The sequence below is a fragment of the Rodentibacter rarus genome, assembly GCF_001998965.1.
Classification (GTDB): Bacteria; Pseudomonadota; Gammaproteobacteria; order Enterobacterales; family Pasteurellaceae; genus Rodentibacter; species Rodentibacter rarus.
This window is the reverse complement of record NZ_MLHJ01000009.1, coordinates 51,223-73,803: the sequence shown is the minus strand read 5'-3', so window position 1 is coordinate 73,803 and position 22,581 is coordinate 51,223. Positions and strand designations below refer to the sequence as shown.

Sequence of the window (22,581 nt, the reverse complement as noted above, 5' to 3'; positions counted from 1 at the left end):
TGCAAATATCCAGTTAAATCTTATAGATCTTTTGCAAAATTTCAGGCAAAATAACCGCACTTTTTTAATATAAAAAATGAGGATTTTTCAATGGCAGGAGTTAATAAGGTAATTATTGTGGGTCATTTAGGTAATGATCCTGAAGTTCGTACCATGCCAAATGGTGATGCCGTTGCCAATATTAGTGTCGCAACCAGTGAAAGCTGGAATGATCGTAACACCGGTGAACGCCGTGAAATCACAGAATGGCACCGAATCGTATTTTATCGCCGTCAAGCAGAAATTTGTGGCGAATATTTGCGCAAAGGTTCGCAAGTGTATGTAGAAGGTCGCCTGCGTACCCGCAAATGGCAAGATCAAAATGGGCAAGATCGCTACACCACAGAAATTCAAGGCGATGTCATGCAAATGTTAGGTAGCCGTAACGCAAATGCAGGGGGATATGGCGCTTCGGATATGGCACAAAGCAGCCCACAACCAAGCTACCAAGCGAATGCTAACAACAGCTATCAATCATCCCGCCCGGCCCAACAGCAACCAAGACCACAGGCCGAACCCCCAATGGACGGTTTTGATGATGATATTCCGTTTTAGCGCCTATATATTTTATAATATGTAAAAAATATCAGTCTTAATATTCAAGAGAGCCCTTTTATTAAATAAAGGGTTCTTTCTTTTGCATTTTTTATGGTTATACCCATAAGAAAACAGATCGATCTCAAGGTTTTTATGGATAGCTAACTATAAAATTGTGAAATTCGAAAAATCTTCTCAAAATCCCACCGCACTTTTCACACTATTATTTTGCTCAATCTTCTGTTCTGCTGTAAGGTCAACCATCTGAACGTGTTAGCATTTTTCTCCCACACTAAAGCCCATATAGACAATCTTGGTCGTGATGAATTATCGGTAAAACCATCTTGTTTTAGCTGATAAAGTTTTTTGACACCTCATTTAACGAACGCAAAATTCGGGCATAACCAATTTGATAGGCGATGGTGATAATATCCTAATTAGCTAAATCCATCCTGGATGAGAGATACCGTTTTTCATTTCCCCCTAGGAATTCGGTGACATTCGTAACAAGTTTTTGTTTGAGCCTATCAGCTATGAACGTAATATGGCTTGTTTTACCATATTTCTCACGGTCTTTTGTCCTAACACAAGAGCGAATATTTAATGTTTGCCTATGTGAAAACACTGCTTTCCCTCTGGTAAAAATCCCTTCGGACTGTAATTAACTCGAATGATTTGATATCCACATCTTGATAAAGTAGCAAAATCCTCTTTCTAATTTCATCTTGAGGTTTATGCTATTGGTGAATAATAAAAGGTCGAATGGGGTAATCTTACTTATGTTTAGCAATAAAGGGTGTTTATGAGCTAACTTCAATGTATGGGCTATATTCTTTTCCACCAGTGTTTTCTTTCGTCCTATTCCTTGAGTTTTTTAGACAGGCATTCTCGGCTTCAAGCTATTCAATAGGTTTCAATAATGCATTGATACCTTTTGTGTTTTTTGAATTTTTTTATCGTCTTTTTGTGGTTGGGATATTGATTGGGCCATTAATACCGTATTTTTCAAATATGCTTCAACAAGGGTACTACAGAAAAGTGTAGGGAATAGGAAAATGCTCTACGATTTCTCAATTCCATATTGCCATTCAATACAAGTGGGATAACTTGATACTTAATGAGGTCGAATAGTGTTTACCCATAAAAATCTGCACCTTAATCGGTTGGTCAATCTCTCCAACTTTTGGGGTGCAGATCAAAGTGCGTTTTTTTTAAGCTTTTTTCATTACGCTAATTTTTTGATTTGTGCAGCTAATTTAGATTTGTGGTTCGCTGCTTTGTTAGCGTGGATTAAGCCTTTTGAAGCCATACGGTCAACAACTTTTTGCATTTCAACGAATGCGGCTTCAGCTGCTGCTTTCTCACCCGCTGCTACTTGAGCATAAACTTTTTTGATATAAGTACGCATCATAGAGCGTTGGCTTGCGTTGTGTTGGCGGCGTTTTTCAGATTGTACCGCACGTTTTTTTGCTGACTTGATATTAGCCAAGGTCAAACTCCTAAAATTTCTGTTAATTAGTGTGACAAAATAAAGGGCGTCAATATGACGATATTTTATACCTTTGTCAATGGAAAATTTGTGTTGATTTCGGTGAGACACAACCGAAAGTAAGCATCGTTATTTTTACAAGCGCTTTCAATAGGGGCTCACACAAACGATGTGGGCGGATTTTATCAGTTTTTTTACGTGGAATATAGCGTAAAAACAAAATTTCTATACAATTAAGCAAAAATTTTAGCCAAGAGAACAATGTTTTGAGTAAACGACTTTTAAAATCAGGCGTGATTGTCAGCAGTATGACGCTATTATCGCGCATATTAGGTTTGGTGCGTGATGTTGTCATCGCCCATTTGATTGGGGCAGGCGCGGCGGCGGATGTTTTTTTATTTGCCAACCGTATTCCGAATTTTCTCCGTCGTTTATTTGCTGAAGGGGCATTTTCCCAAGCTTTCGTGCCGGTATTAGCCGAATATCGTAAAAGCGGTGATTTGGATAAAACCCGAGAATTTATCGGAAAAGTGTCTGGCACATTAGGCGGTTTAGTGAGTATTGTGACCTTGTTGGCGATGGTCGGTTCACCTGTTGTTGCCGCATTATTTGGTATGGGATGGTTCACCGATTGGCTGAATGACGGCCCTGATGCCCATAAATTTGAACAAGCCTCTTTATTATTAAAAATTACCTTTCCCTATTTATGGTTTGTCACCTTTGTGGCGCTTTCAGGCGCAGTGTTAAATACGCTAGGCAAATTTGGGGTGATGTCTTTTTCACCGGTATTATTAAATATTGCGATGATTGCCACCGCCCTTTTCTTAGCGCCGAGAATAGATAATCCCGATCTTGCCCTTGCCATTGGTATTTTTCTGGGTGGGTTATTGCAATTTTTATTCCAAATTCCTTTTATGAAAAAAGCCGGACTTTTGGTGAAACCGAGATGGGCGTGGCGTGATGAAGGGGTGGTAAAAATTCGTAAATTGATGATTCCGGCGCTCTTTGGTGTATCCGTCAGCCAGATCAATTTATTACTGGATACCGTCATCGCCAGTTTTTTAATGACCGGTTCCATTAGTTGGCTTTATTATTCCGACCGATTGTTGGAGTTCCCTCTGGGATTATTCGGCATCGCCATTTCCACGGTGATTTTGCCTACCCTCGCACGTCATCACGTCAATCGAGAAGAAAATTCCGAACAAAGTGCCCTCAATTTTCGCCACACCATGGATTGGGGCGTACGGATGATTTTATTACTGGGCGTACCGGCGGCAATAGGGATTGCCGTACTAGCACAACCCATGCTCCTCACCCTTTTTATGCGGGGAAGTTTCACCTTCAACGATGTGCACGCCGCCTCTTATTCCTTATGGGCGTTTAATGCCGGCTTGTTAAGCTTTATGCTGATTAAAATTCTCGCTAATGGCTATTACGCACGGCAAGATACCAAAACGCCGGTAAAAATCGGCATTATCGCAATGGTAAGCAATATGGGATTTAATCTGTTGGCCATTCCCTTTAGCTATGTGGGCTTAGCCATGGCCTCGGCGATGTCCGCAACCCTTAATGCTTACTTACTTTATCGTGGTTTGGCGAAGTCTGATGTGTACCATTTCTCACGCCAAAGTGCGGTCTTTTTTGTGAAAGTTTTATTAGCCGCCTTTTTTATGGGCGTTGCGGTGTGGTATTACACCCCTGCGATCAATGAATGGGCGCTGATGAGTTTTATAAAACGGGTTCATTGGTTGGCTTGGTTAATCACATTAGCGGCATTCGTTTATGGTGCGATGTTGGTTTTGTTAGGCATTCGCCCGCACCATTTGCTGACAAAAAACTAACTACCCGCTATAATGCCGAAATTCTGAAATTTTCGTGGATAAGGTCATGCAATTAATTCGTGGGCTACATCATGCAAGCCGGGTTTTACAAGATTGTGCGCTCACTATCGGCAACTTTGACGGTGTGCATTTAGGGCATCAAGCGGTGTTGCGCCACCTTCGCCAAAAAGCGGATGAATTGCATTTACCCATGGCGGTATTGTTATTCGAACCCCAGCCACGGGAATATTTTATGGGGGAAAATGCACCGGCCCGTTTGATGCGTTTGCGTGATAAGCTTTATTATTTACAACAAGCCCGCGTGGATGTGGTAATTGTGGCGAAATTTGACCGCACCTTTGCCGAACAATCGGCACAGCAGTTCATTGAACAGACGTTAGTTAATCAGCTCTATGTAAATTTTTTAAGTATTGGCGATGATTTCCAATTCGGTGCTAACCGTCAAGGCAATTTTGCGATGCTAAAACAAGCGGGAGAGCGCTTTGGCTTTACGGTGGAAGATAATCGCAGTTTCTGCTTAGATGAACAACGCATTAGCAGCACCACCATTCGGGAAGCCTTAGCAAAAGATGAATTATCCCTTGCAGAAAGTTTATTAGGCAAACCTTATCGCATTTTTGGTCGTGTTATTCACGGCAATAAGTTGGGCAGAACATTGGGATTTCCCACCGCCAATATCCGTTTACATCGCCAAGTGAATCCCATTAAAGGGGTGTATGCGGTAAAAGTGCGGTTAAAATCCGGCGAGATTTTCAGCGGTGTCGCCAATATGGGAAAACGCCCGACAATTAACGGCATAATGCAATTGTTAGAAGTGCATTTATTTGATTTTGCCAAAACAATTTATGGCGAATTGGTTGAAGTAGAGTTCTGCCATAAGATCAGAGAAGAAATGAAATTTCCCTCTTTCGAGGCACTAAAAGCCCAGATTAAACAGGATGCAGAAACAGCAAAAAAGTATTTTCTTAAATGATTTTTTGCCTTCCCCTGCTTGCGGGGGAAGGTGTCGCAAAGCGACGGAAGGGGGGGATCCCCCGTAAAAAGAGGGAGCAAAGTAATTTTTTGGGAAAAAGATATGACTATTTCAGCTAAAACAATTCGCTTTGATGAAAACACGATGTGGGTTGAACTGGATGATGCTCGTATTTTAGGTGTACCTTTAGCATGGTTTCCCCAAATTATTACATGCAAGTAAAAGCGAATTAGAAAGTTATGAATTAAGCCGTCGGGGAATCCATTGGGATTGTTTAGATGAAGATATTTCTGTGGATGGCTTACTTGCCGGACGTGGTGATGTAACACATCACCCTTTAAAAGTTGCTTAAATTTACTCTAAAAATTGGAAGATAAAATGACAGTCGATTACAAAAACACCCTTAACTTACCGGAAACCGGTTTTCCAATGCGTGGTGATTTAGCCAAGCGTGAGCCTGTGATGTTGAAAAATTGGTATGAGAAAAATCTTTACCAAAAAATTCGTGAGGCCTCAAAAGGGAAAAAATCCTTTATTTTGCACGATGGCCCTCCTTATGCTAACGGGAGCATTCATATCGGTCATGCGGTGAATAAAATCTTAAAAGATATGATTATTAAATCCAAAACCGCATTGGGTTTTGATTCCCCTTATATTCCGGGTTGGGACTGTCACGGTTTACCAATTGAGCTGAAAGTAGAAGGGTTAGTAGGAAAACCTAACGAAAAAATTTCAGCTGCCGAATTTCGTCAAAAATGTCGTGAATATGCCGCCGAGCAAGTGGAAGAGCAGAAGAAAGATTTTATTCGTTTAGGGGTATTGGGTGATTGGGACAATCCTTATCTCACTATGAACTTCGATACGGAAGCCAATATTATCCGAACCCTCGGCAAAGTCATTGAAAACGGTCATCTCTATAAAGGTTCAAAACCGGTACATTGGTGTTTGGATTGTGCCTCTTCCTTAGCAGAAGCGGAAGTGGAATATGAAGATAAAGTCTCACCTTCTATCTATGTGCGTTTTCCGGCAGAAAGTGCGGATGAAATTGAATCGAAATTTAATGCCAAAGGCAAAGGCCATGGCAAACTTTCTGCGGTAATTTGGACTACTACCCCTTGGACCTTGCCTTCTAACCGTGCTATTGCGCTCAATGCAGAATTAGACTATCAACTCGTTCAGTTCGGCGATGAACGTGTCATTTTAGCGGCGGATCTTGTGGAATCGGTAGCGAAAGCGGCAGGCGTTGAAAAGGTAGAAATATTGGGTTCGGTAAAAGGTCAAGCCCTTGAATTGGTTAAATTCCGTCATCCTTTTAATGATTACAGTGTACCGGTGGTTTTAGGGGATCACGTCACCACTGATGGCGGTACCGGTTTAGTACATACTGCACCGGATCACGGTTTAGACGACTTTATTGTGGGGCAAAAATATGATTTGCCGATGGCTTGCCTTGTGGCAAATGATGGTAAATTTATTTCCACAACACCATATTTTGCCGGCAAAGGCGTCTTTGAAGCCAATCCGCTTGTGGTGGAAAAATTGCAAGAAACCGGTAATTTATTAAAAGTAGAAAAAATTACGCACAGTTACCCCCATTGTTGGCGTCATAAAACCCCGATTATCTTCCGTGCCACACCGCAATGGTTTATCGGTATGGAAGTGAAAGGATTACGCCCACAAGCCCTTGGAGAAATCAAACAAGTGCGTTGGATCCCAAGTTGGGGACAAGCACGCATTGAAAAAATGGTGGAAAATCGTCCGGATTGGTGTATTTCCCGTCAACGTACTTGGGGCGTGCCGATGACGATGTTCGTCCATAAAGAAACGGAAGAATTACACCCTCGCACCTTAGAATTACTTGAAGAAGTGGCAAAACGGGTAGAAAAAGCCGGTATTCAGGCTTGGTGGGATTTAGACGAAAAAGAATTACTCGGTGCCGATGCAGAGCATTATCGCAAAGTGCCGGATACCTTAGATGTGTGGTTTGATTCCGGCTCGACCTATTCTTCTGTAGTGGCTAATCGCCCGGAATTTGCAGGACACAGTGCGGATATGTATTTGGAAGGTTCAGACCAACACCGTGGTTGGTTTATGTCCTCTTTAATGCTTTCCACTGCAACGGATAATAAAGCCCCTTATAAACAAGTGCTTACCCATGGGTTTACGGTGGACGGTCAAGGACGCAAAATGTCGAAATCCATCGGAAATATTGTCACACCACAAGAAGTGATGGATAAATTCGGCGGCGATATTTTACGCTTATGGGTAGCATCAACAGATTACACCGGCGAAATGACGGTTTCAGACGAAATCCTAAAACGTGCGGCAGACAGTTATCGCCGTATCCGCAACACTGCCCGCTTCCTGTTGGCGAACCTTAATGGTTTTGATCCAAAACGTGATTTAGTCAAACCGGAAGAAATGATTAGCTTAGACCGTTGGGCGGTGGCTTGTGCCTTAGAAGCACAAAAAGAAATTATTGAGGCTTATGATAACTATCAATTCCATGCGGTGGTGCAACGCTTAATGCGTTTCTGTTCCATAGAAATGGGATCATTCTATTTAGATATCATCAAAGACCGCCAATACACTACCAAAGCGGATAGCCTTGCCCGTCGTAGTTGTCAAAGCGCTTTATGGCATATTTCAGAAGCCTTAGTACGTTGGATGGCACCGATTTTATCTTTCACCGCGGATGAAATTTGGCAATATTTACCAAAAACCGAAAATGAGCGTGCGGAATTTGTCTTCACTGAAGAATTTTACACCGGCTTGTTCGGATTAGGTGAAAACGAAAAATTAGACGATGCCTATTGGCAAAAACTCATCACTGTGCGTTCTGAAGTGAACCGAGTGCTAGAAATCGCCCGTAATGAGAAAGTCATTGGTGGCGGATTAGAAGCGGAAGTGACCCTTTATGCCAATGACGAATACCGCACCTTACTCAGCCAACTGGGGGATGAATTGCGTTTTGTGTTAATCACCTCAAAAACCATCGTCAAACCACTTGCGGAAAAACCGGCTGAGGTCGCAGAAGGCGAACTTGAGGGCATTGCGGTAAGCGTGGTACGTTCAAGCGGTGAAAAATGTCCACGTTGCTGGCATTATTCCGACAAAATCGGCGTTAATCCTCAACATCCGGCATTATGCCCACGTTGTGTGGAAAATGTAGTAGGAAGTGGTGAAATTCGCCATTTCGCATAATGTGATTTATCATCTTCAAAGTGCGGTTGATTTTGACCGCACTTTTCATTTATTTAGGAATTTTTATGGCTAAAACAAAATCCGGACTTTCCTTTCTTTGGCTCAGTGTGCTGGCTTTCGCCCTTGATCTATTCACCAAATATCTTGTAGTTCAAAAATTTGAACTCTACGAGAGCGTGAATATTTTGCCGATATTTAATCTCACTTATGTGCGTAATTACGGTGCGGCATTTAGCTTTTTAGCGGATCACGATGGCTGGCAAAAATACTTTTTTATTGTATTAGCTATCGGTATTTCTTTGATGTTGATGTATTTCTTAAAGAAAAATACCGCCGATCAAAAGCTCCAAAATAGTGCCTATGCCCTCATCATTGGTGGCGCATTAGCCAATATGGTGGATCGCACTTATCACGGATTTGTGGTGGATTTTTTAGATTTTTACTGGGATATTTATCATTACCCCGTGTTTAATATCGCTGATGTGGCGATTTGTATTGGGGCTGGTTTACTGATGATCGATGCCTTTAAAAGCGAAAAGAAAAAAATCCAAGATAAACAAGCAGAAAAGAGCGGTCAAAAATGAAGATAATTTTAGCTAACCCACGGGGATTTTGTGCCGGTGTTGACCGAGCTATCAGTATTGTCGAACTCGCCCTTGAAATTCACGGTGCGCCAATTTATGTGCGTCATGAGGTGGTGCATAATCGTTTTGTCGTCAATGGATTGCGTGAACGTGGTGCGATTTTTGTAGAAGAATTAAGTGAAGTGCCGGACGGTGCTATTGTGATTTTCTCCGCCCACGGCGTTTCTCAAGCAGTTCGCCAAGAAGCCAAAGATCGTCAATTAAAGGTCTTTGATGCCACCTGTCCGTTAGTGACAAAAGTGCATATGCAAGTTGCACGGGCAAGCCGTAAGGGAACAAAAGCCATTCTTATCGGACATAAAGGTCACCCGGAAGTAGAAGGCACAATGGGGCAATATAGCAATGAAGAGGGCGGAATTTATCTCATTGAAAGTGTGGAAGACATCGCCCGTTTACCGGTAAAAGAAAATGATGAACTGACCTTTATGACACAAACCACCCTTTCTTTGGATGATACTGCGGAAACTATTTCAGCATTAAAAGAAAAATACCCCTCAATCCAAGGCCCACACAAGAATGACATTTGCTATGCCACCACAAACCGCCAAGAAGCGGTGCGTGAATTAGCAAAGTTGTCAGATCTCGTTTTAGTCGTAGGTTCGAAAAACTCCTCTAATTCTAACCGTTTAGCGGAATTAGCCTCCCGTATGGGCGTGCCATCACAACTCCTTGATGATCCTGCCGATATTCAAGATCAGTGGTTTGATGAAGTCGAAACCATTGGCATTACCGCAGGCGCATCTGCACCGGAAGAATTGGTGCAATCCATTATTGCCCGTTTAAAAGAATTGGGGGCGAGTGAATTGGAAGAACTTCAAGGACTTGAAGAAAATATGTTCTTTGAAGTGCCTAAAGAATTACGAATCAAAGAAGTGAATTAAAGAAAAATAGGAGTGGTCTGGGACAGCGTAGCGTAGCTATTTGCTTTCTTAAAATCCTTGGCGTATATTACGAAAAACGTTCATTCTTGGAACAACGATGAGTATTTATCAACTCAAACCGGCATTTCAAAATTTATTACGCCCCTTGGTCAGACAACTTGCACAATGGGGGGTCACGGCTAATTCAGTAACCCTATTCGCCTGTGTGCTTTCGCTGTTTTTGGGGATGCTTCTCACTCTTTTACCCTCTGTATCCGGTCTATTTTATCTATTACCGATTTGGCTTTTCCTACGAATGGCATTAAATGCGATTGATGGAATGTTAGCCCGGGAATTTAATCAGAAATCCCATTTAGGTGGTTATTTAAATGAAATCACCGATGTTGTCTCTGATACTGCGCTTTATTTACCTTTTGCCTTTATTGTGCCATTTTCAGCAACATCCGTGATGGGTTTTATTTTCTTTGCCATAATGACGGAATTTTGTGGCGTGTTAGGGCATATTCATGGCAATGGTCGACATTATGATGGTCCTTTAGGTAAAAGCGATCGTGCTTTCTTAATTGGAACATTAGGTTTAGCTTATGCTTATTTTGGTAGTATCCCCGCTTATTTGAGTAGTTTATTTTGGTTTGCCAATTTACTTCTGATGCTTACCTGTTATCGTCGGGTAAAAAACGGATTAAATCTTTCTAAATAAGGGAAATAACAATGATTGAACAAGAAAAGTTTTTCAAAACAGCAGACAATACTGAATTATTTTATCGTTATAGACCTGCGAAAAATGGCAGTAAAGATAAGGCAATTGTACTGTTTCACCGAGGGCACGAACACTCCGGGAGAATGATGTTTGTCGCTGATGAACTAGGTTTTGATGATTTCGCCTATTTTGCCTGGGATGCGCGTGGACACGGTAACAGTCCTGGTGAACGTGGTGATAGTCCAAGTTTTGGAACCTCAGTTTCGGATATCCAAGCGTTTATGCAACATATTGAACAGGAATATCAGATTGCGCCTGAAAATATTTGTGTTATTGCACAAAGTGTTGGAGCGGTATTAGTTGCTACTTGGCTACACGATTACGCACCTAAAATTCGTTGTGCCGTGCTGACATCACCGGCATTTAAGGTGAAACTTTATGTTCCATTTGCTCGCACCGGCTTGGCATTGTGGTCAAAATTGCGGGGTAATTTCTTTGTGAATAGCTACGTGAAAGCCCATTATTTAACCCATAATAAAGCCCGCCAAAATAGTTTTAATCAAGATCCGCTGATTACTCGTGCTATTTCAGCCCGTATTTTACTTGGTTTGTATGAAGCGGCAGAGCGTGTAGTGGCTGATGCGCAGGCTATTACTACGCCAATTCAGCTTTTTATTTCCGGTGCCGATTGGGTCGTGCATCACAAGCCACAGCACGATTTTTACAATCATTTAGGTAGCCATATTAAAGAACGTTACGTAATGGATGGGTTCTATCACGACACATTAGGTGAGGAAAATAATCACTTGGTTTTCGCACCTATACGCCGTTTTATTTGCGCCCGTTTTGATGAACCATTCCAAATGGTGGATTGCAAACAAGCCCATATTGCCGGTGCAAGTCGCATTGAATCCGATGAACTTGCCACGCCATTATCACCTTATTCCCCTCGAGGTTTATTTTGGGCGGGCTATCGTACTTTAATGAAATTAGGGGCTCGTTGGAGTGAAGGCTTACGCATAGGTAAAGAAACGGGCTATGACTCAGGTAGCACCTTAGATTATGTTTATCAAAATCAGCCACAAGGTGCTAATACTTTTGGACGTTTCATCGATAAAAACTATTTGAATGCGATTGGTTGGCGAGGTATTCGCCAACGCAAAGCCAATATTGCCAAGGCAATTAACCTTGCTATAGAAAAATTACGGACAGTAGGGAAACCGGTTCACGTGTTAGATATTGCCTCCGGACATGGACGCTACGTACTTGATGCATTAACCGCACAAAATCACCCTGATTCTGTACGTTTGCGTGATTACAGCCCAATTAATGTGAAAGCAGGACGCCAATTAATTGCTGAACGAGGTTTGCAAGATATTGCAACTTTTAATGAAATCAATGCTTTTGATCCTGAGAATTATCAGGATCTTTCTCCGCCCCCAACCTTGGGTATCGTTTCAGGTTTACATGAACTTTTTGCCGATAATGATTTGATTATGCACTCGCTCAATGGCTTTGGTAAAGCCATTGAACAAGGCGGTTACTTGATTTATACCGGACAACCTTGGCATCCTCAATTAGAACTGATTGCCCGTTGTTTAACCAGCCACAAAGACGGTCGTCCAAACTGGGTAATGCGCCGTCGTAGCCAGCAAGAAATGGATCAACTTGTGGAACAAGCAGGCTTTCAAAAAGTTCATCAATGGATTGATGAAGACGGCATTTTTACGGTAAGCCTTGCGATTAAGATCAAATGATTAATTTTAAAACCCGCTTGGGTTATTTGCTTGGCGTAGGCGTCATTTTCTACGTCAGCTATGGTTTCACTAACTTTTTAACGGCACAGCGGGAAAATATACCTGAAATCATATTTGGTTGGGAACAGCACATCCCTTTTTTGGCGTGGACAATTGTGCCTTATTGGTCACTCAATTTACTTTATGCATTAGCATTTTTTCTCTGCCGAAATGATGTGCAGTTGCGTCATTATGCGGCACGTTTAGTACTTGCCCAAGGTATTGCTGTTCTTGGTTTTTTACTTTTTCCACTCCAGATTAGCTGGCAAAAACCTGAAACAACAGGAATTTCCGGATTTTTATTTGAATCTTTGGCAGGCTTTGATCAGCCATATAACCAAGCCCCCTCTTTGCATATTATTCTAACTATCGTGGTTGGTGCATTTTATTGGAGACGATTCCCGAAATGGCGCCTCCCTTTGTACTTATGGTTTGGACTTATTGCCGTCTCAATTCTCACGACCTACCAGCACCATTTTTTAGATTTGCCCACAGGGGCATTGGTCGGATTTTCGGTACTGTGGTTGTTACCTGAGTATGATATCCATCTAAATTTTCTCACCTCCTCTCAAAATTTGACCGCTTCCCACCATCGCTTAATGATCTATTATGGTTTAGGTGCAATAGTTTGCATACTATTAGCATACTTAGGTGGCGCGTGGTTATGGATGTTATGGGGGGCGGTTGCTCTTTGTTTGGTTGTGCTTGCTTATGGGAGAGGGGAGGCTATTTTTCAAAAGCAACCCAATGGTAAACTTTCCGCAGCTGCTTATGTATTAGGTCTCCCTTATTTCTTTGGCGCACGCCTTAACATTCTCTATTGGCTATGGGGAAAAGCGAAAAGTGCGGTCATTTTTGAGAATGTTTCCGTTGGTTCAATCACCGCAACCAAAGGGTTTGATGCCGTGCTCGATTGTTGTGCTGAATTGAGTTGCTATAATCCGCCCAAATCTTACAGACAGGTGTTAATGTTGGATTTAATCCCGCCAAGTTCAACAACACTTTGCAAAGCCGCAGAAAAATTAGCGACGTTGCAACAGATTCATTCTTCGGTATTGGTTTGCTGTGCTTTGGGTTATGGACGCAGCGTTGCCGTCGTGCTAACTTGGTTAGTGGCGACTCATAAAGTCGCGAATTTGAACCAAGCCATTATGCTTGTAAAACAAGCCCGTCCACAAATAGTTATATCCAACGTACTGCGCCAATCAATTCTACAAGCTGCGAAACTATATCAAGAGAAAATCAAATGACAAATGAACAAAGAGACACTGTTGCTAAAACCATCGCACATTTTCTCATTACCGCTCGTTATTTGGCGGTACTCAATATCGTGTTATTGGCAATCAGTTTCATCACGACACATTATATTGGATTGAATACGGTATTAGCGGCAGGATTACTCTATCTCCATATTCGCCTTGAATTTGACCAACGTATTTTTATGCACACGACAAACTTCACTGATTTTGACCGCACTTTATTTATGTTAGGTTTGGTAAAACAAACGGTTACAAGAGATATTTTTCAGCGGGGCAAAGGGGCGATACGACTATGGTATACCGCGTTATCACTCACATTGGCACAACTGGTGTTATGGTTGATTTAGGAGGAATTATGCAATTTTTTTCTCATTTATTAGCGCGTTTTATTGATAGCTGTTTATGTCATTTTGTTTCCTTTGTTACAGGTATTCGTCCGCAATCGGAAAAGCAATTTACCTTCAATCCTAAACAAAAAGTCTATTATGCCAACCATACCAGTCACGGTGATTTTATGCTGGTGTGGGTATCGCTACCCCAGACATGGAGAATGGAAACCCGCCCTGTTGCTGCGGCTGAGTATTGGCAAAAAAACCGTTTACGCCGTTTTATTATTCAACAAGTTTTTAATGGGGTATTGATTGATCGTCAAAGCGAACATCCGGAAGCGGCAATGATACAAATGAGCGAAGCCTTGCAGCATCATTCTCTGATTCTTTTTCCGGAAGGAACAAGAAACACGAATGAAAACCAACCACTTCAGTCCTTTAAATCGGGGATTTATTATCTCGCACAAAAAAATCCACATATAGAATTTGTACCGATTTGGATTGATAACATTAGTCGTGTATTACCCAAAGGTAAATGGTTGCCGATTCCACTTTTATGTGATGTGTATATTGGTAAACCATTGAGGTTATCTGAAAATGAATCGAAACAGGCTTTTCTAGAACGCACAACGAATGCTCTGTTAGCCTTAAATCCAAATCAAACAGAGGAGAAATAGTGATGTTAGCACAAGCGAATGTTATTTTTGCCATCGTGTTTGGTTTGCTGATTGTGGCAAGTGCTATTGGACGGTTACTCACACTAAAATATGGTGAAGAAAACAGCACTATTACCAATTTAGTCGCACGCATTAATGCCTGGTGGGTGATGACCGGCATACTGTTTATCGCCTTTCTGTTTGGGCATATCGGTGCAACCCTTCTTTTTTTCCTCATCTCTTTTGTCGCCTTACGTGAATTTATGACGGTGATTTATCGCAAACGTTGTGACTATTACAGTATGGTGGCTTGTTTTTACTTACTATTGCCGATTCAATATTGCTTTGTATTGATGCAATGGTATGGGATGTTTTCGATCTTTATTCCTGTTTATGGCTTTTTATTGTTGCCTATTGTGAGTAGTTTGAGTGGGAATACCGAACAATTTCTTGCTCGTACAGCCAAAACCCAATGGATGACGATGATTTGTATTTTCTGCATTTCTCATGTTCCAGCCTTGCTCTTTTTGAATTTGGACGATTTCAATCAAGAAAACAATATTTTGCTGGTGATTTTTATGATTGCCACAGTGCAGTCTAGTGATGTATTGCAATATATTTGGGGAAAACTCATTGGTGGGGCAAAAATTATGCCCGGTCTTTCGCCTTCCAAAACCATTTCAGGCACCCTAGGCGGGGTTCTTTCTGCCACGGTGATTGCAACGCTTATGGCACCTATCACCCCCTTCACCTACTGGCAAGCCGGATTGATTGGTTTTATGATTTGCGTAATGGGTTTTTTAGGTGGTTTGGTGATGTCTGCGATTAAACGAGACCACGGTGTAAAAGACTGGGGGAAGATGATAAACGGACACGGTGGAATGCTTGATAGAATGGACTCTGTTTGTTTCTCAGCGCCTATTTTCTTTCATATTATTCGCTACTTTTGGAATGGGTAATCAATAGCATCGCATTTTTATAACGGCTACTGATACTCGTATTAGGAAATAGATACCAACTCAGATTCTATCTAAAAATTAAATGATATTTCATTTAAAGTATGAGCCACTGAATAATCATATATCGTGCAATTATTAAAAATTTGAGCCCTGTTCACTACAGGGCTCAATATTTAGGCTAATTTATATGTTGTTTAAACCAAATAGGTACCGATTATTTTTTTAGGAAAGACGAGGTTTTTGTAGTTTGTTTTAGGAAAAAATACCCCACAATGGCGGAAAATGTCGAGCCGAGTAAAATGCCTAAACGAGACAAGCTATTGACACTTTCACCGGCATTCGCATCAAAGGCGAGGCTTGCGAGGAACATAGACATCGTAAATCCGATACCACATAAAATAGCAACGGCAAAAATTTGTTTAAAATTAATGTTCTCCGGTAATTTGGCGATACCTAACTTCACCGAAAGATAACTGAAACCAAATACACCGACCGGTTTGCCGATAATCAAGCCTAAAGCAATCGCAAGTAATAATGGTGATGTTATCATAGAGAAATCTAACCCTTCAAAACTCACTCCCGCATTAGCAAAGGCAAATAAAGGTAAAATAAGGAATGAAGTCCAAGGCGCAAGTAAATGCTCAAAATCGTCTAATGGTGTTTCACCTTTTTCCCCTTTCAGTGGAATACAAAAACCGATAATCACCCCGGCGAGGGTAGCGTGTACACCGGATTTTAATACGGATGCCCATAAAATAGCCCCCACCACCATATAAGCACAAAGTGCGGTAACTTTAAAGCGATTTAATGCAATCAATAAAACAATGGTGATAGCCGCAAAAATAAGGGCTTGAATACTTAGCCCATGGGAGAAAAATAAGGCGATGACAACAATGGCACCTAAATCATCAATGATAGCCAACGCCAACAAAAAGATTTTTAACGGTAGTGGAACTTGTTTGCTTAAAAGAGCCATAACACCAAGAGCAAATGCAATATCCGTTGCCATTGGAATTGCCCAACCGTTAGCAAGCGTAGGATCCTGACGAGCAATAAAAATATAGACTAAGGCAGGAACGATCATTCCGCCCACTGCAGCAAAAGCCGGAAAAATCGCTTGTTGATAGCGAGAGAGTGACCCCTCTAACAACTCACGTTTGACTTCTAAACCCACTAAAACAAAAAATACCGCCATAAACCCGTCATTAATCCAGTGAATGAGGGTTTTATTAATCGAAAAACTTCCGATTTGAATACTTACCGGTAAATTTAAAAAGTCATGATAAACCGAATTTAAAGGTGAATTCGCAAATAAAATGGCAATAAGGGCGGCTAAAAATAGCAAAATACCGCCAGCAGATTCTAATTTAAAAAATCGTTGTATAAGTGATAACACTAAAATTTCTCCAAAAGAACTTAAAATAAACACAACACAACACAAAATAATGAAGGTGGGAATACTACCATATTTTTATTTTTTGAGGAAAAATCAAGGAAAAGTGCGGTTGTTTTTAGTGATATTTTTAGACCGGATTTACAATGTGATTGAGTTCACATTTTTGTGTTTGGACGTTAGGGATCCCCTGTACTTTTATAGTAGAATGAGCTCCCTTTTATGAACTGAGAAGATTATGTTTACTCGTAAAGATATTGTTGTTTTAGGTATGATGATTTTTGCGCTTTTTTTAGGCGCAGGAAATATTATTTTCCCACCAATGGAAGGGTTTACCGCCGGTACCCATTGGTCAACAGCTTCCCTTGGCTTTGTATTAACCGGTGTATTAATGCCGTTTATTACCTTGGTTGTTGTGGCAATGGTCGGGCGTGGCGAGGAACTTACCCGTGATTTACCTAAATGGGCTGAAGTGTTTTTCTTAGCCACATTGTATTTGGTCATCGGTTCTTTATTTGCTATGCCACGTGTAACCAATGTTGCTTATGAAATGGCGTGGTTACCACTAAATATTGTAGAAGATACCCCTTATACGCATTTTATTTTCTCTTTTATTTTTAATATAGTCGGTATGCTTTTTATGCTTCGCCCGAATACCATTATTTCGACAGTAGGGAAATTTATGACACCGGCATTATTAGTGCTGTTGATTGTCGTTACGGTGAATGTCATCATTTCCCCACTCTCTGATATTGTTGAACCAAGCAAAGCCTATGCGACAAATTCTGCAATGACTTCAGGGCTAATTAGTGGCTACCAAACGATGGATGTGCTGGCAGCCATCGCTTTTGGGGGGATTGTGGCTCGTGCTTTGGCTGTGCGGAATGTGTCTTCTGTACAAAATGTGGTGAAATACACAATTTCTGCCGGTTTGATTTCCGTATTTTTATTAGCGGTCTTATATTTTGCCCTGTTTTACTTAGGAGCAACCAGTGCGCAAGTTGCTGAAGGGGCAACGAATGGCGGACAAATTTTTTCTCGCTATGTTAATGCCTTATTTGGTGCCGGTGGAACTTGGATTATGTCGGGCATTATCATTTTGGCAAATCTCACTACGCTTGTTGGGGTAACCAGCGCTTGTGCGGATTATTTCGCTAGATTTCATATACGCTTGTCCTATTCATTTTGGGTGATTTTATTTACCGCTTTAACCATAACGGTTGCTCAAACCGGGTTAACGGAATTACTGCGTATCACCATTCCGGCATTATTATTGATTTATCCTGTGGCAATTATGTTGGTATTTTTGCAGATTATCCGTAATAAATTACCGAATATTACATTTAGCTACTATGTCACTCTACTGGTGACCGTAAGTTTTAGTGCTTGCGATAGTTTGAAGAATATCGATTTATTGCCTCAGACAATTGAGAATATCTTAAATTATTTGCCGCTTTATGCTGAAGGGATGGGGTGGCTGATACCGGCTTTTATTGCGTTAGGGTTATCCTTATTCTTGGGGAAAAAATCAGCCTAATTGATTTTTTGTTTCTAAATATTATCAATGAAAACAAGGAGGGGATATATTCCCCTCCCTGTTTAATGAGCAATTATTCGAACCAAATGACACTCGCCATTCTTCCTGTTTTTCCCTCTCGCCGATAAGAAAAGAACCGCTCTTTTTCATAAAATGTACAGTACTCTCCACCGGAAATTTCCGTGATCCCCAGTTTGTTTAGACGTTGTATCGCTATTTGGTAAAGATTACCCAGGTATTTTCCTTTCTCACTCGGATCAGGTTGGAAAGCGTCTTCTGCCAAACGATCAAATTGCATAAATTGCTCAATGACTTCTTTACTCACCTGAAATGCTTTAGGACCGATAGCCGGTCCAAGCCAAGCGGTGATATTTTGTGGGTTGGTATGAAAACATTTCACCGTTTCTTCCAAGATTCCATCACATAATCCCCGCCAACCGGCATGAGCCGCTGCGACTTCAATACCTTCTTTGCTTGTAAAAAGCACAGGCAAACAATCAGCCGTCATCACAGCGCAAACTTGATTCGGTTGATTGGTATAAACGGCATCCGCTTCAATATTATCGCCCGAATAAGGTAGGCGGATAACTTTTGTGCTATGGGTTTGAGTGAGAAAGAGGGGAAGATGAGGCAAATGGAATTTTTCTACTAATAAAGTGCGGTTAATTTTGACCGCACTTTTTTCATCGCCAACATGATCGCCTAAGTTAAAACTTTCAAATGGCGCTTGGCTCACCCCGCCTGTTCGAGTCGTGGTAAATGCGTGAATATTAGTGGGCACTTGCCATGTGGGATAAATTGCTTGCATATTAATAGTCCAATTCTTCTTTATGTTCGATATAGTCTGTTTTTAATGCAGTGATCAATTCAACAAAATCATCGGGCAGAGGGGCATACCATTCCATCATTTCACCGGTGATAGGATGCGCTAAACGTAACATCACTGCGTGTAGGGCTTGGCGTTTGAAATTACGCAAGACGTCCATAAAGGGCTCACTGGCATTTTTCGGTGGGCGAGGGCGGCCTCCGTAAGTTTGATCGCCCAATAAAGGATGAGCAATGTGTGCCATATGAACTCGGATTTGATGGGTTCTCCCTGTTTCTAAACGCAAGCGTAGGCGGGTATAATTGCGGAAGTTTTCCATAATGCGATAGTGGGTGACGGCAGGTTTACCCATAGGGTGAACCGCCATTAGCGTGCGTTTGGTAGCGTGTCGTGCCATGGGCTGATCCACGGTTCCACCTTTAGTCATAATACCTGATGCAACGGCTTCATATTCCCGTGTGATTTTACGCTTTTGTAGATCTCGTACTAATTTCGTTTGTGCCGGAATAGTTTTGGCGATCACCATTAAACCTGTCGTATCTTTATCTAAGCGATGTACAATGCCCGCCCGTGGCACTTCGGCAATCGGCGGGTAATAATGAAGCAATGCATTCAATACGGTACCGCTTGGATTACCCGCCCCCGGGTGAACGACGAGATCTTTAGGTTTATTAATCACCATAATATCCTCATCTTCATACACGATATTAAGGGGGATATTTTCCGGTTCAAATCGGGTCTCATCCTCAACGTCAACCGTGATTTCAATATGCTCCCCCCCGATAACTTTCTCACGAGGAATATTCGCAATACGGTGATTCATTTTAACGAGATCCGCTTCAATCCACGTTTTTAGGCGTGAACGAGAATAAGCGGGGAACAATTCGGCGAGGGCTTGGTCTAATCGCAGTCCTATTTGTTCAGGCTGAACCTCAGCAGAAAGGGTAATTTGTGGCATAAAAATCTGTCTCAATCGTTTTAAAAGTTGGCTTATGTACTAATGTTCTATACAATAGCCACCAATTGTATCTGATTTATTGGCTTTCGTAAAAATTAAGGAAAAAACAATGCATAAAATGAAATCATTAGCGTTGATTGCAGTGACGCTCTTTGCGGTTGGCTGTTCAAGTGGAGATAAAGAGGTTGAACAAACATCAGTAGATGAACTTTACACTAAAGGGGCAACGGCTTTACAGGAAGGGAGCTATTCTGAAGCAATTCGTTATTTAAATGCAACCACCGAGCGTTTTCCGGGGAGCACTTATCAAGAACAAGCAATGCTGGATTTAATGTATGCGAACTATAAATCACAGGATTATACCGGGGTATTGGTTACCGTAGATAGTTTTTTAAATCAGTTTCCACAAAGCCAACATCGTGATTATGCCGTCTATATGGCAGGTTTAACGAATGCCGCAACAGCAGATAATGCTATTCAAGATTTTTTCGGAATTGATCGTGCAACGCGAGAAACGACATCCTTAAAAACCGCTTTCGCAAATTTTCAAAGTTTAGTACGAGCCTTTCCAAACAGCCCTTATGCACAAGATGCATTAGCGCGTATGGCATATATTAAAGATTCCTTAGCACGCCATGAATTAGAAATTGCGAAGTTTTATGCCAAACGGAATGCTGATGTTGCGGTAGCAAATCGTATTGTGGGGATGTTGCAATTATATCCGGATACACTTGCAACTTACGAAGGTTTATTCTTAATGCGTGATGCCTATCAAAAAATGGGCTTAGAAACATTAGCGAATCAAACTCAACAAATTATTGATGCCAATAAAGATAAGCAATTTATGAAACCGGAAAAACCAGAGGATTTGGAACTGACGGTGCCAACAGCCACCCACGAAACGAAGAGATAACGCAAACCCCGATAATATATCGGGGTTTTGTTTTACGTTGGGTTTAACAACCAAATTCTTGCAGCACAAATTGCATTGTATGGCGTTCAAATTGTTTTTGTTTGCGGTGTTTTAAGCGTCTTATACGTGAGTTACGGGAAACAGAAATATCTCGTGATTTCACTTTTTTCAAAAAGGTTTTGCGTTTTAGCATCTTTATTTTCTCCTTACTTTTCTTCTTTGTTATTTATTTCATTTTCCAACTCATTACTATTTTGATTGTTCTGAACACGATGATAATTCACAATGTTATTCATATAACGGCGGATATTCTCTACATATTGATAGGCCTCATAGCCTCGGGCATAACCGTATTTCAGGTTGCTATAATGACGTTTTTCGGCTAACAATGGCAAATTATTCTTTACATCAAGCCAATTATCCGGATTTCCACCTAATTTTTTGGTTAAACGGCGAACATCAACAAGATGACCTAATCCCATATTATAGGCGGCAAGGGCATACCAAATACGATCCTCTTGGGCGATGCTATCAGGCATTTGTGATACCAACCAATGTAAATAATCTGAGCCGGCTTTGATACTTTGTTCCGGATCGGTTCTATTGGTGATTTTCATCCGCTCAGCAGTATCTTTGGTGAGCATCATCATCCCTCTCACACCGGTAGGCGAGGTCGCATCGGGGTTCCAATGGGACTCTTGATAGGCAACAGCAGCCAGTAATCGCCAATCCAATTCCCCTTTATATTTTTCAAAGAGCGGTTGGTATTGAGGGAGAATTTTCTCAATCGCCGCTAAATAAGCTCGGCTATCTACATAATCAAATTGCGCAATATGGCGGAAATATTTTTCCTCAATACGATCAATTAAACCTGTTTCTAAGGCATTATTCATAAAATCCAGGAGACTTGCTTGTAATTCATTATAAGAATTATTGGCAAGATACCAATGCACGCTGGCTTCATCGGTCAAGTCAAAGGCAATGGCAATATTAGGACGAATTTGTTGTGCTGTGGCGACATCAATAGAATTGGCGATGGTGTAGGGAATTTTACCTTCTGCAACTTGTATGAGTAATTCTTCTTGCGTGAATTGTTTGCTATTTTTCCATCGTAACTGGGGAAATTTTTGTTGAAATTGAGCGAGTAATTCATCTAATTCTTGACCACCAGCTGTAATAATTTCTTGTTGCACAAAGCTTAAATCTTTCGGTCTGCTTTCCCCTTTTTTATAGACTAATTGCCAAGAGGCGGAAGTATAAGCCGGACCAATTTGAAATTGTTCGGCACGTTTTGGATGAAAAAGTAAATTAGCCGCAACTAAATCAACCTGATTGTTTTCAAGCGCATTAAAAAGGGTGTCCGTATTTTCAAGAATTTTGATTTCCAGTGGCACGCCTAAATAATCGGCAAAGTGTTTGGTTAACTCATATTCCAAGCCCGATTCCCCTTTCGCATCAATAAAATAATAAATCGGGTTATTAATCGTGCCGACAATGAGCTTACCGCGTGACTGAATTGCGGTATAATGATTTTCCTCCGACTGCATAATTTTCTGCCAAGGGAAAACCATATCAATTGCCCAAAGAAGTAAAGCAAAAGCAGCAATAATACGTAAAAACAGACCTTTCAAATACGTTTTCCTTATT

The 22,581-nt window shown here is 41.2% G+C and carries 21 protein-coding genes and 1 pseudogene; 16 read left to right on the top strand and 6 right to left on the bottom strand.

The genetic code is table 11. The features are described 5' to 3' along the window. The first annotated feature begins 90 nt into the window (after positions 1-90). Positions 91-594, top strand: coding sequence for a single-stranded DNA-binding protein (locus tag BKK50_RS01410; RefSeq protein WP_077414622.1), 504 nt, complete (start codon positions 91-93; stop codon positions 592-594). Positions 595-1,801: 1,207 nt separating this feature from the next. Here BKK50_RS01410 and rpsT read toward each other — a convergent pair. Further along, the gene (rpsT, locus tag BKK50_RS01405; RefSeq protein ID WP_005548279.1) at positions 1,802-2,065 is read right to left on the bottom strand and encodes a 30S ribosomal protein S20; all 264 of its coding nucleotides are present in this window, start codon (positions 2,063-2,065) and stop codon (positions 1,802-1,804) included. 266 nt (positions 2,066-2,331) lie between these two features. Between rpsT and murJ the strand changes: the two genes are divergently transcribed. The 13 genes and pseudogenes from murJ to BKK50_RS01340 all read left to right on the top strand — a co-directional run bounded on the left by murJ (position 2,332) and on the right by BKK50_RS01340 (position 15,307). Continuing rightward, positions 2,332-3,906 carry a murein biosynthesis integral membrane protein MurJ gene (murJ, locus tag BKK50_RS01395; protein ID WP_077414620.1) on the top strand — a complete coding sequence of 525 codons (1,575 nt, stop codon included), beginning with the start codon at positions 2,332-2,334 and terminating at the stop codon, positions 3,904-3,906. Between the two features lie 46 nt (positions 3,907-3,952). Then, positions 3,953-4,879, top strand: coding sequence for a bifunctional riboflavin kinase/FAD synthetase (gene ribF / locus BKK50_RS01390; RefSeq protein WP_077414618.1), 927 nt, complete (start codon positions 3,953-3,955; stop codon positions 4,877-4,879). A gap of 102 nt (positions 4,880-4,981) precedes the next feature. After that, complete coding sequence (locus BKK50_RS12750) at positions 4,982-5,101, top strand: DUF2442 domain-containing protein (RefSeq protein WP_244149400.1); 120 nt, start codon at positions 4,982-4,984, stop codon at positions 5,099-5,101. 31 nt (positions 5,102-5,132) lie between these two features. Continuing rightward, positions 5,133-5,231, top strand: a pseudogene (locus BKK50_RS12745) (DUF2442 domain-containing protein); the annotation flags it as partial. Positions 5,232-5,257: 26 nt separating this feature from the next. Next, a complete protein-coding gene (gene ileS / locus BKK50_RS01380) occupies positions 5,258-8,083 on the top strand; it encodes an isoleucine--tRNA ligase (protein WP_077414616.1) in 2,826 nt (941 codons plus the stop codon). Positions 8,084-8,148: 65 nt separating this feature from the next. Beyond that, the gene (gene lspA, locus BKK50_RS01375) at positions 8,149-8,667 is read left to right on the top strand and encodes a signal peptidase II (protein WP_077414614.1); all 519 of its coding nucleotides are present in this window, start codon (positions 8,149-8,151) and stop codon (positions 8,665-8,667) included. Further along, positions 8,664-9,608 carry a 4-hydroxy-3-methylbut-2-enyl diphosphate reductase gene (gene ispH, locus BKK50_RS01370; RefSeq protein WP_077414612.1) on the top strand — a complete coding sequence of 315 codons (945 nt, stop codon included), beginning with the start codon at positions 8,664-8,666 and terminating at the stop codon, positions 9,606-9,608. The genes lspA and ispH overlap by 4 nt, the downstream gene beginning before the upstream one ends. Before the next feature lie 97 nt (positions 9,609-9,705). Further along, positions 9,706-10,308: a CDP-alcohol phosphatidyltransferase family protein gene (locus BKK50_RS01365; protein WP_077414610.1), complete on the top strand. Its 603-nt coding sequence runs from the start codon at positions 9,706-9,708 to the stop codon at positions 10,306-10,308. Positions 10,309-10,319: 11 nt separating this feature from the next. After that, complete coding sequence (locus BKK50_RS01360) at positions 10,320-12,065, top strand: bifunctional alpha/beta hydrolase/class I SAM-dependent methyltransferase (protein WP_077414608.1); 1,746 nt, start codon at positions 10,320-10,322, stop codon at positions 12,063-12,065. Continuing rightward, positions 12,062-13,354, top strand: coding sequence for a phosphatase PAP2/dual specificity phosphatase family protein (locus tag BKK50_RS01355; protein ID WP_077414606.1), 1,293 nt, complete (start codon positions 12,062-12,064; stop codon positions 13,352-13,354). The genes BKK50_RS01360 and BKK50_RS01355 overlap by 4 nt, the downstream gene beginning before the upstream one ends. After that, positions 13,351-13,710: a hypothetical protein gene (locus tag BKK50_RS01350; RefSeq protein ID WP_077414604.1), complete on the top strand. Its 360-nt coding sequence runs from the start codon at positions 13,351-13,353 to the stop codon at positions 13,708-13,710. The genes BKK50_RS01355 and BKK50_RS01350 overlap by 4 nt, the downstream gene beginning before the upstream one ends. Before the next feature lie 8 nt (positions 13,711-13,718). Then, positions 13,719-14,369, top strand: a complete 651-nt coding sequence (locus BKK50_RS01345) for a lysophospholipid acyltransferase family protein (RefSeq protein ID WP_077414602.1) — start codon at positions 13,719-13,721, stop codon at positions 14,367-14,369. A 2-nt stretch (positions 14,370-14,371) separates the two neighbouring features. Next, positions 14,372-15,307 carry a phosphatidate cytidylyltransferase gene (locus tag BKK50_RS01340; RefSeq protein WP_077414600.1) on the top strand — a complete coding sequence of 312 codons (936 nt, stop codon included), beginning with the start codon at positions 14,372-14,374 and terminating at the stop codon, positions 15,305-15,307. Positions 15,308-15,521: 214 nt separating this feature from the next. Here the strand turns inward: BKK50_RS01340 and nhaA are convergent, their stop codons facing one another. Then, entirely contained in the window at positions 15,522-16,703 is a 1,182-nt protein-coding gene (nhaA, locus tag BKK50_RS01335; protein ID WP_077414684.1) for a Na+/H+ antiporter NhaA, read from the bottom strand. Between the two features lie 235 nt (positions 16,704-16,938). Here nhaA and brnQ point away from each other — a divergent pair, with 235 nt between their 5' ends. Continuing rightward, on the top strand, positions 16,939-18,237 hold the full coding sequence (gene brnQ / locus BKK50_RS01330; protein ID WP_077414598.1) for a branched-chain amino acid transport system II carrier protein: 1,299 nt from the start codon (positions 16,939-16,941) through the stop codon (positions 18,235-18,237). A gap of 73 nt (positions 18,238-18,310) precedes the next feature. Here brnQ and pgeF read toward each other — a convergent pair whose 3' ends face one another. Next, a complete protein-coding gene (gene pgeF, locus BKK50_RS01325; RefSeq protein ID WP_077414596.1) occupies positions 18,311-19,045 on the bottom strand; it encodes a peptidoglycan editing factor PgeF in 735 nt (244 codons plus the stop codon). A 1-nt stretch (position 19,046) separates the two neighbouring features. After that, positions 19,047-20,021 carry a 23S rRNA pseudouridine(1911/1915/1917) synthase RluD gene (gene rluD, locus BKK50_RS01320; protein ID WP_077414594.1) on the bottom strand — a complete coding sequence of 325 codons (975 nt, stop codon included), beginning with the start codon at positions 20,019-20,021 and terminating at the stop codon, positions 19,047-19,049. 109 nt (positions 20,022-20,130) lie between these two features. On the opposite strand from rluD, the gene BKK50_RS01315 reads away from it, so the two are divergent. After that, positions 20,131-20,934 carry an outer membrane protein assembly factor BamD gene (locus BKK50_RS01315; RefSeq protein WP_077414592.1) on the top strand — a complete coding sequence of 268 codons (804 nt, stop codon included), beginning with the start codon at positions 20,131-20,133 and terminating at the stop codon, positions 20,932-20,934. A 43-nt stretch (positions 20,935-20,977) separates the two neighbouring features. Here BKK50_RS01315 and BKK50_RS12580 read toward each other — a convergent pair whose 3' ends face one another. Together BKK50_RS12580 and mltF are read right to left on the bottom strand one after the other, a co-directional pair. Continuing rightward, positions 20,978-21,127, bottom strand: a complete 150-nt coding sequence (locus BKK50_RS12580) for a hypothetical protein (protein WP_167366630.1) — start codon at positions 21,125-21,127, stop codon at positions 20,978-20,980. Positions 21,128-21,140: 13 nt separating this feature from the next. Next, positions 21,141-22,565, bottom strand: coding sequence for a membrane-bound lytic murein transglycosylase MltF (mltF, locus tag BKK50_RS01310; protein ID WP_077414590.1), 1,425 nt, complete (start codon positions 22,563-22,565; stop codon positions 21,141-21,143). Positions 22,566-22,581: the final 16 nt, after the last annotated feature.

Bases quoted from the DNA above. Each gene is read 5' to 3' on its own strand.
- BKK50_RS12750 (WP_244149400.1), top strand. From the start codon at position 4,982: ATGACTATTTCAGCTAAAACAATTCGCTTTGATGAAAACACGATGTGG.
- lspA (WP_077414614.1), top strand. From the start codon at position 8,149: ATGGCTAAAACAAAATCCGGACTTTCCTTTCTTTGGCTCAGTGTGCTG.
- ribF (WP_077414618.1), top strand. From the start codon at position 3,953: ATGCAATTAATTCGTGGGCTACATCATGCAAGCCGGGTTTTACAAGAT.
- BKK50_RS01345 (WP_077414602.1), top strand. From the start codon at position 13,719: ATGCAATTTTTTTCTCATTTATTAGCGCGTTTTATTGATAGCTGTTTA.
- BKK50_RS01360 (WP_077414608.1), top strand. From the start codon at position 10,320: ATGATTGAACAAGAAAAGTTTTTCAAAACAGCAGACAATACTGAATTA.
- BKK50_RS01355 (WP_077414606.1), top strand. From the start codon at position 12,062: ATGATTAATTTTAAAACCCGCTTGGGTTATTTGCTTGGCGTAGGCGTC.
- BKK50_RS01340 (WP_077414600.1), top strand. From the start codon at position 14,372: ATGTTAGCACAAGCGAATGTTATTTTTGCCATCGTGTTTGGTTTGCTG.
- BKK50_RS01315 (WP_077414592.1), top strand. From the start codon at position 20,131: ATGCATAAAATGAAATCATTAGCGTTGATTGCAGTGACGCTCTTTGCG.
- rluD (WP_077414594.1), bottom strand. From the start codon at position 20,021: ATGCCACAAATTACCCTTTCTGCTGAGGTTCAGCCTGAACAAATAGGA.
- BKK50_RS12580 (WP_167366630.1), bottom strand. From the start codon at position 21,127: ATGCTAAAACGCAAAACCTTTTTGAAAAAAGTGAAATCACGAGATATT.
- BKK50_RS01350 (WP_077414604.1), top strand. From the start codon at position 13,351: ATGACAAATGAACAAAGAGACACTGTTGCTAAAACCATCGCACATTTT.
- pgeF (WP_077414596.1), bottom strand. From the start codon at position 19,045: ATGCAAGCAATTTATCCCACATGGCAAGTGCCCACTAATATTCACGCA.
- BKK50_RS01410 (WP_077414622.1), top strand. From the start codon at position 91: ATGGCAGGAGTTAATAAGGTAATTATTGTGGGTCATTTAGGTAATGAT.
- ispH (WP_077414612.1), top strand. From the start codon at position 8,664: ATGAAGATAATTTTAGCTAACCCACGGGGATTTTGTGCCGGTGTTGAC.
- ileS (WP_077414616.1), top strand. From the start codon at position 5,258: ATGACAGTCGATTACAAAAACACCCTTAACTTACCGGAAACCGGTTTT.
- BKK50_RS01365 (WP_077414610.1), top strand. From the start codon at position 9,706: ATGAGTATTTATCAACTCAAACCGGCATTTCAAAATTTATTACGCCCC.
- brnQ (WP_077414598.1), top strand. From the start codon at position 16,939: ATGTTTACTCGTAAAGATATTGTTGTTTTAGGTATGATGATTTTTGCG.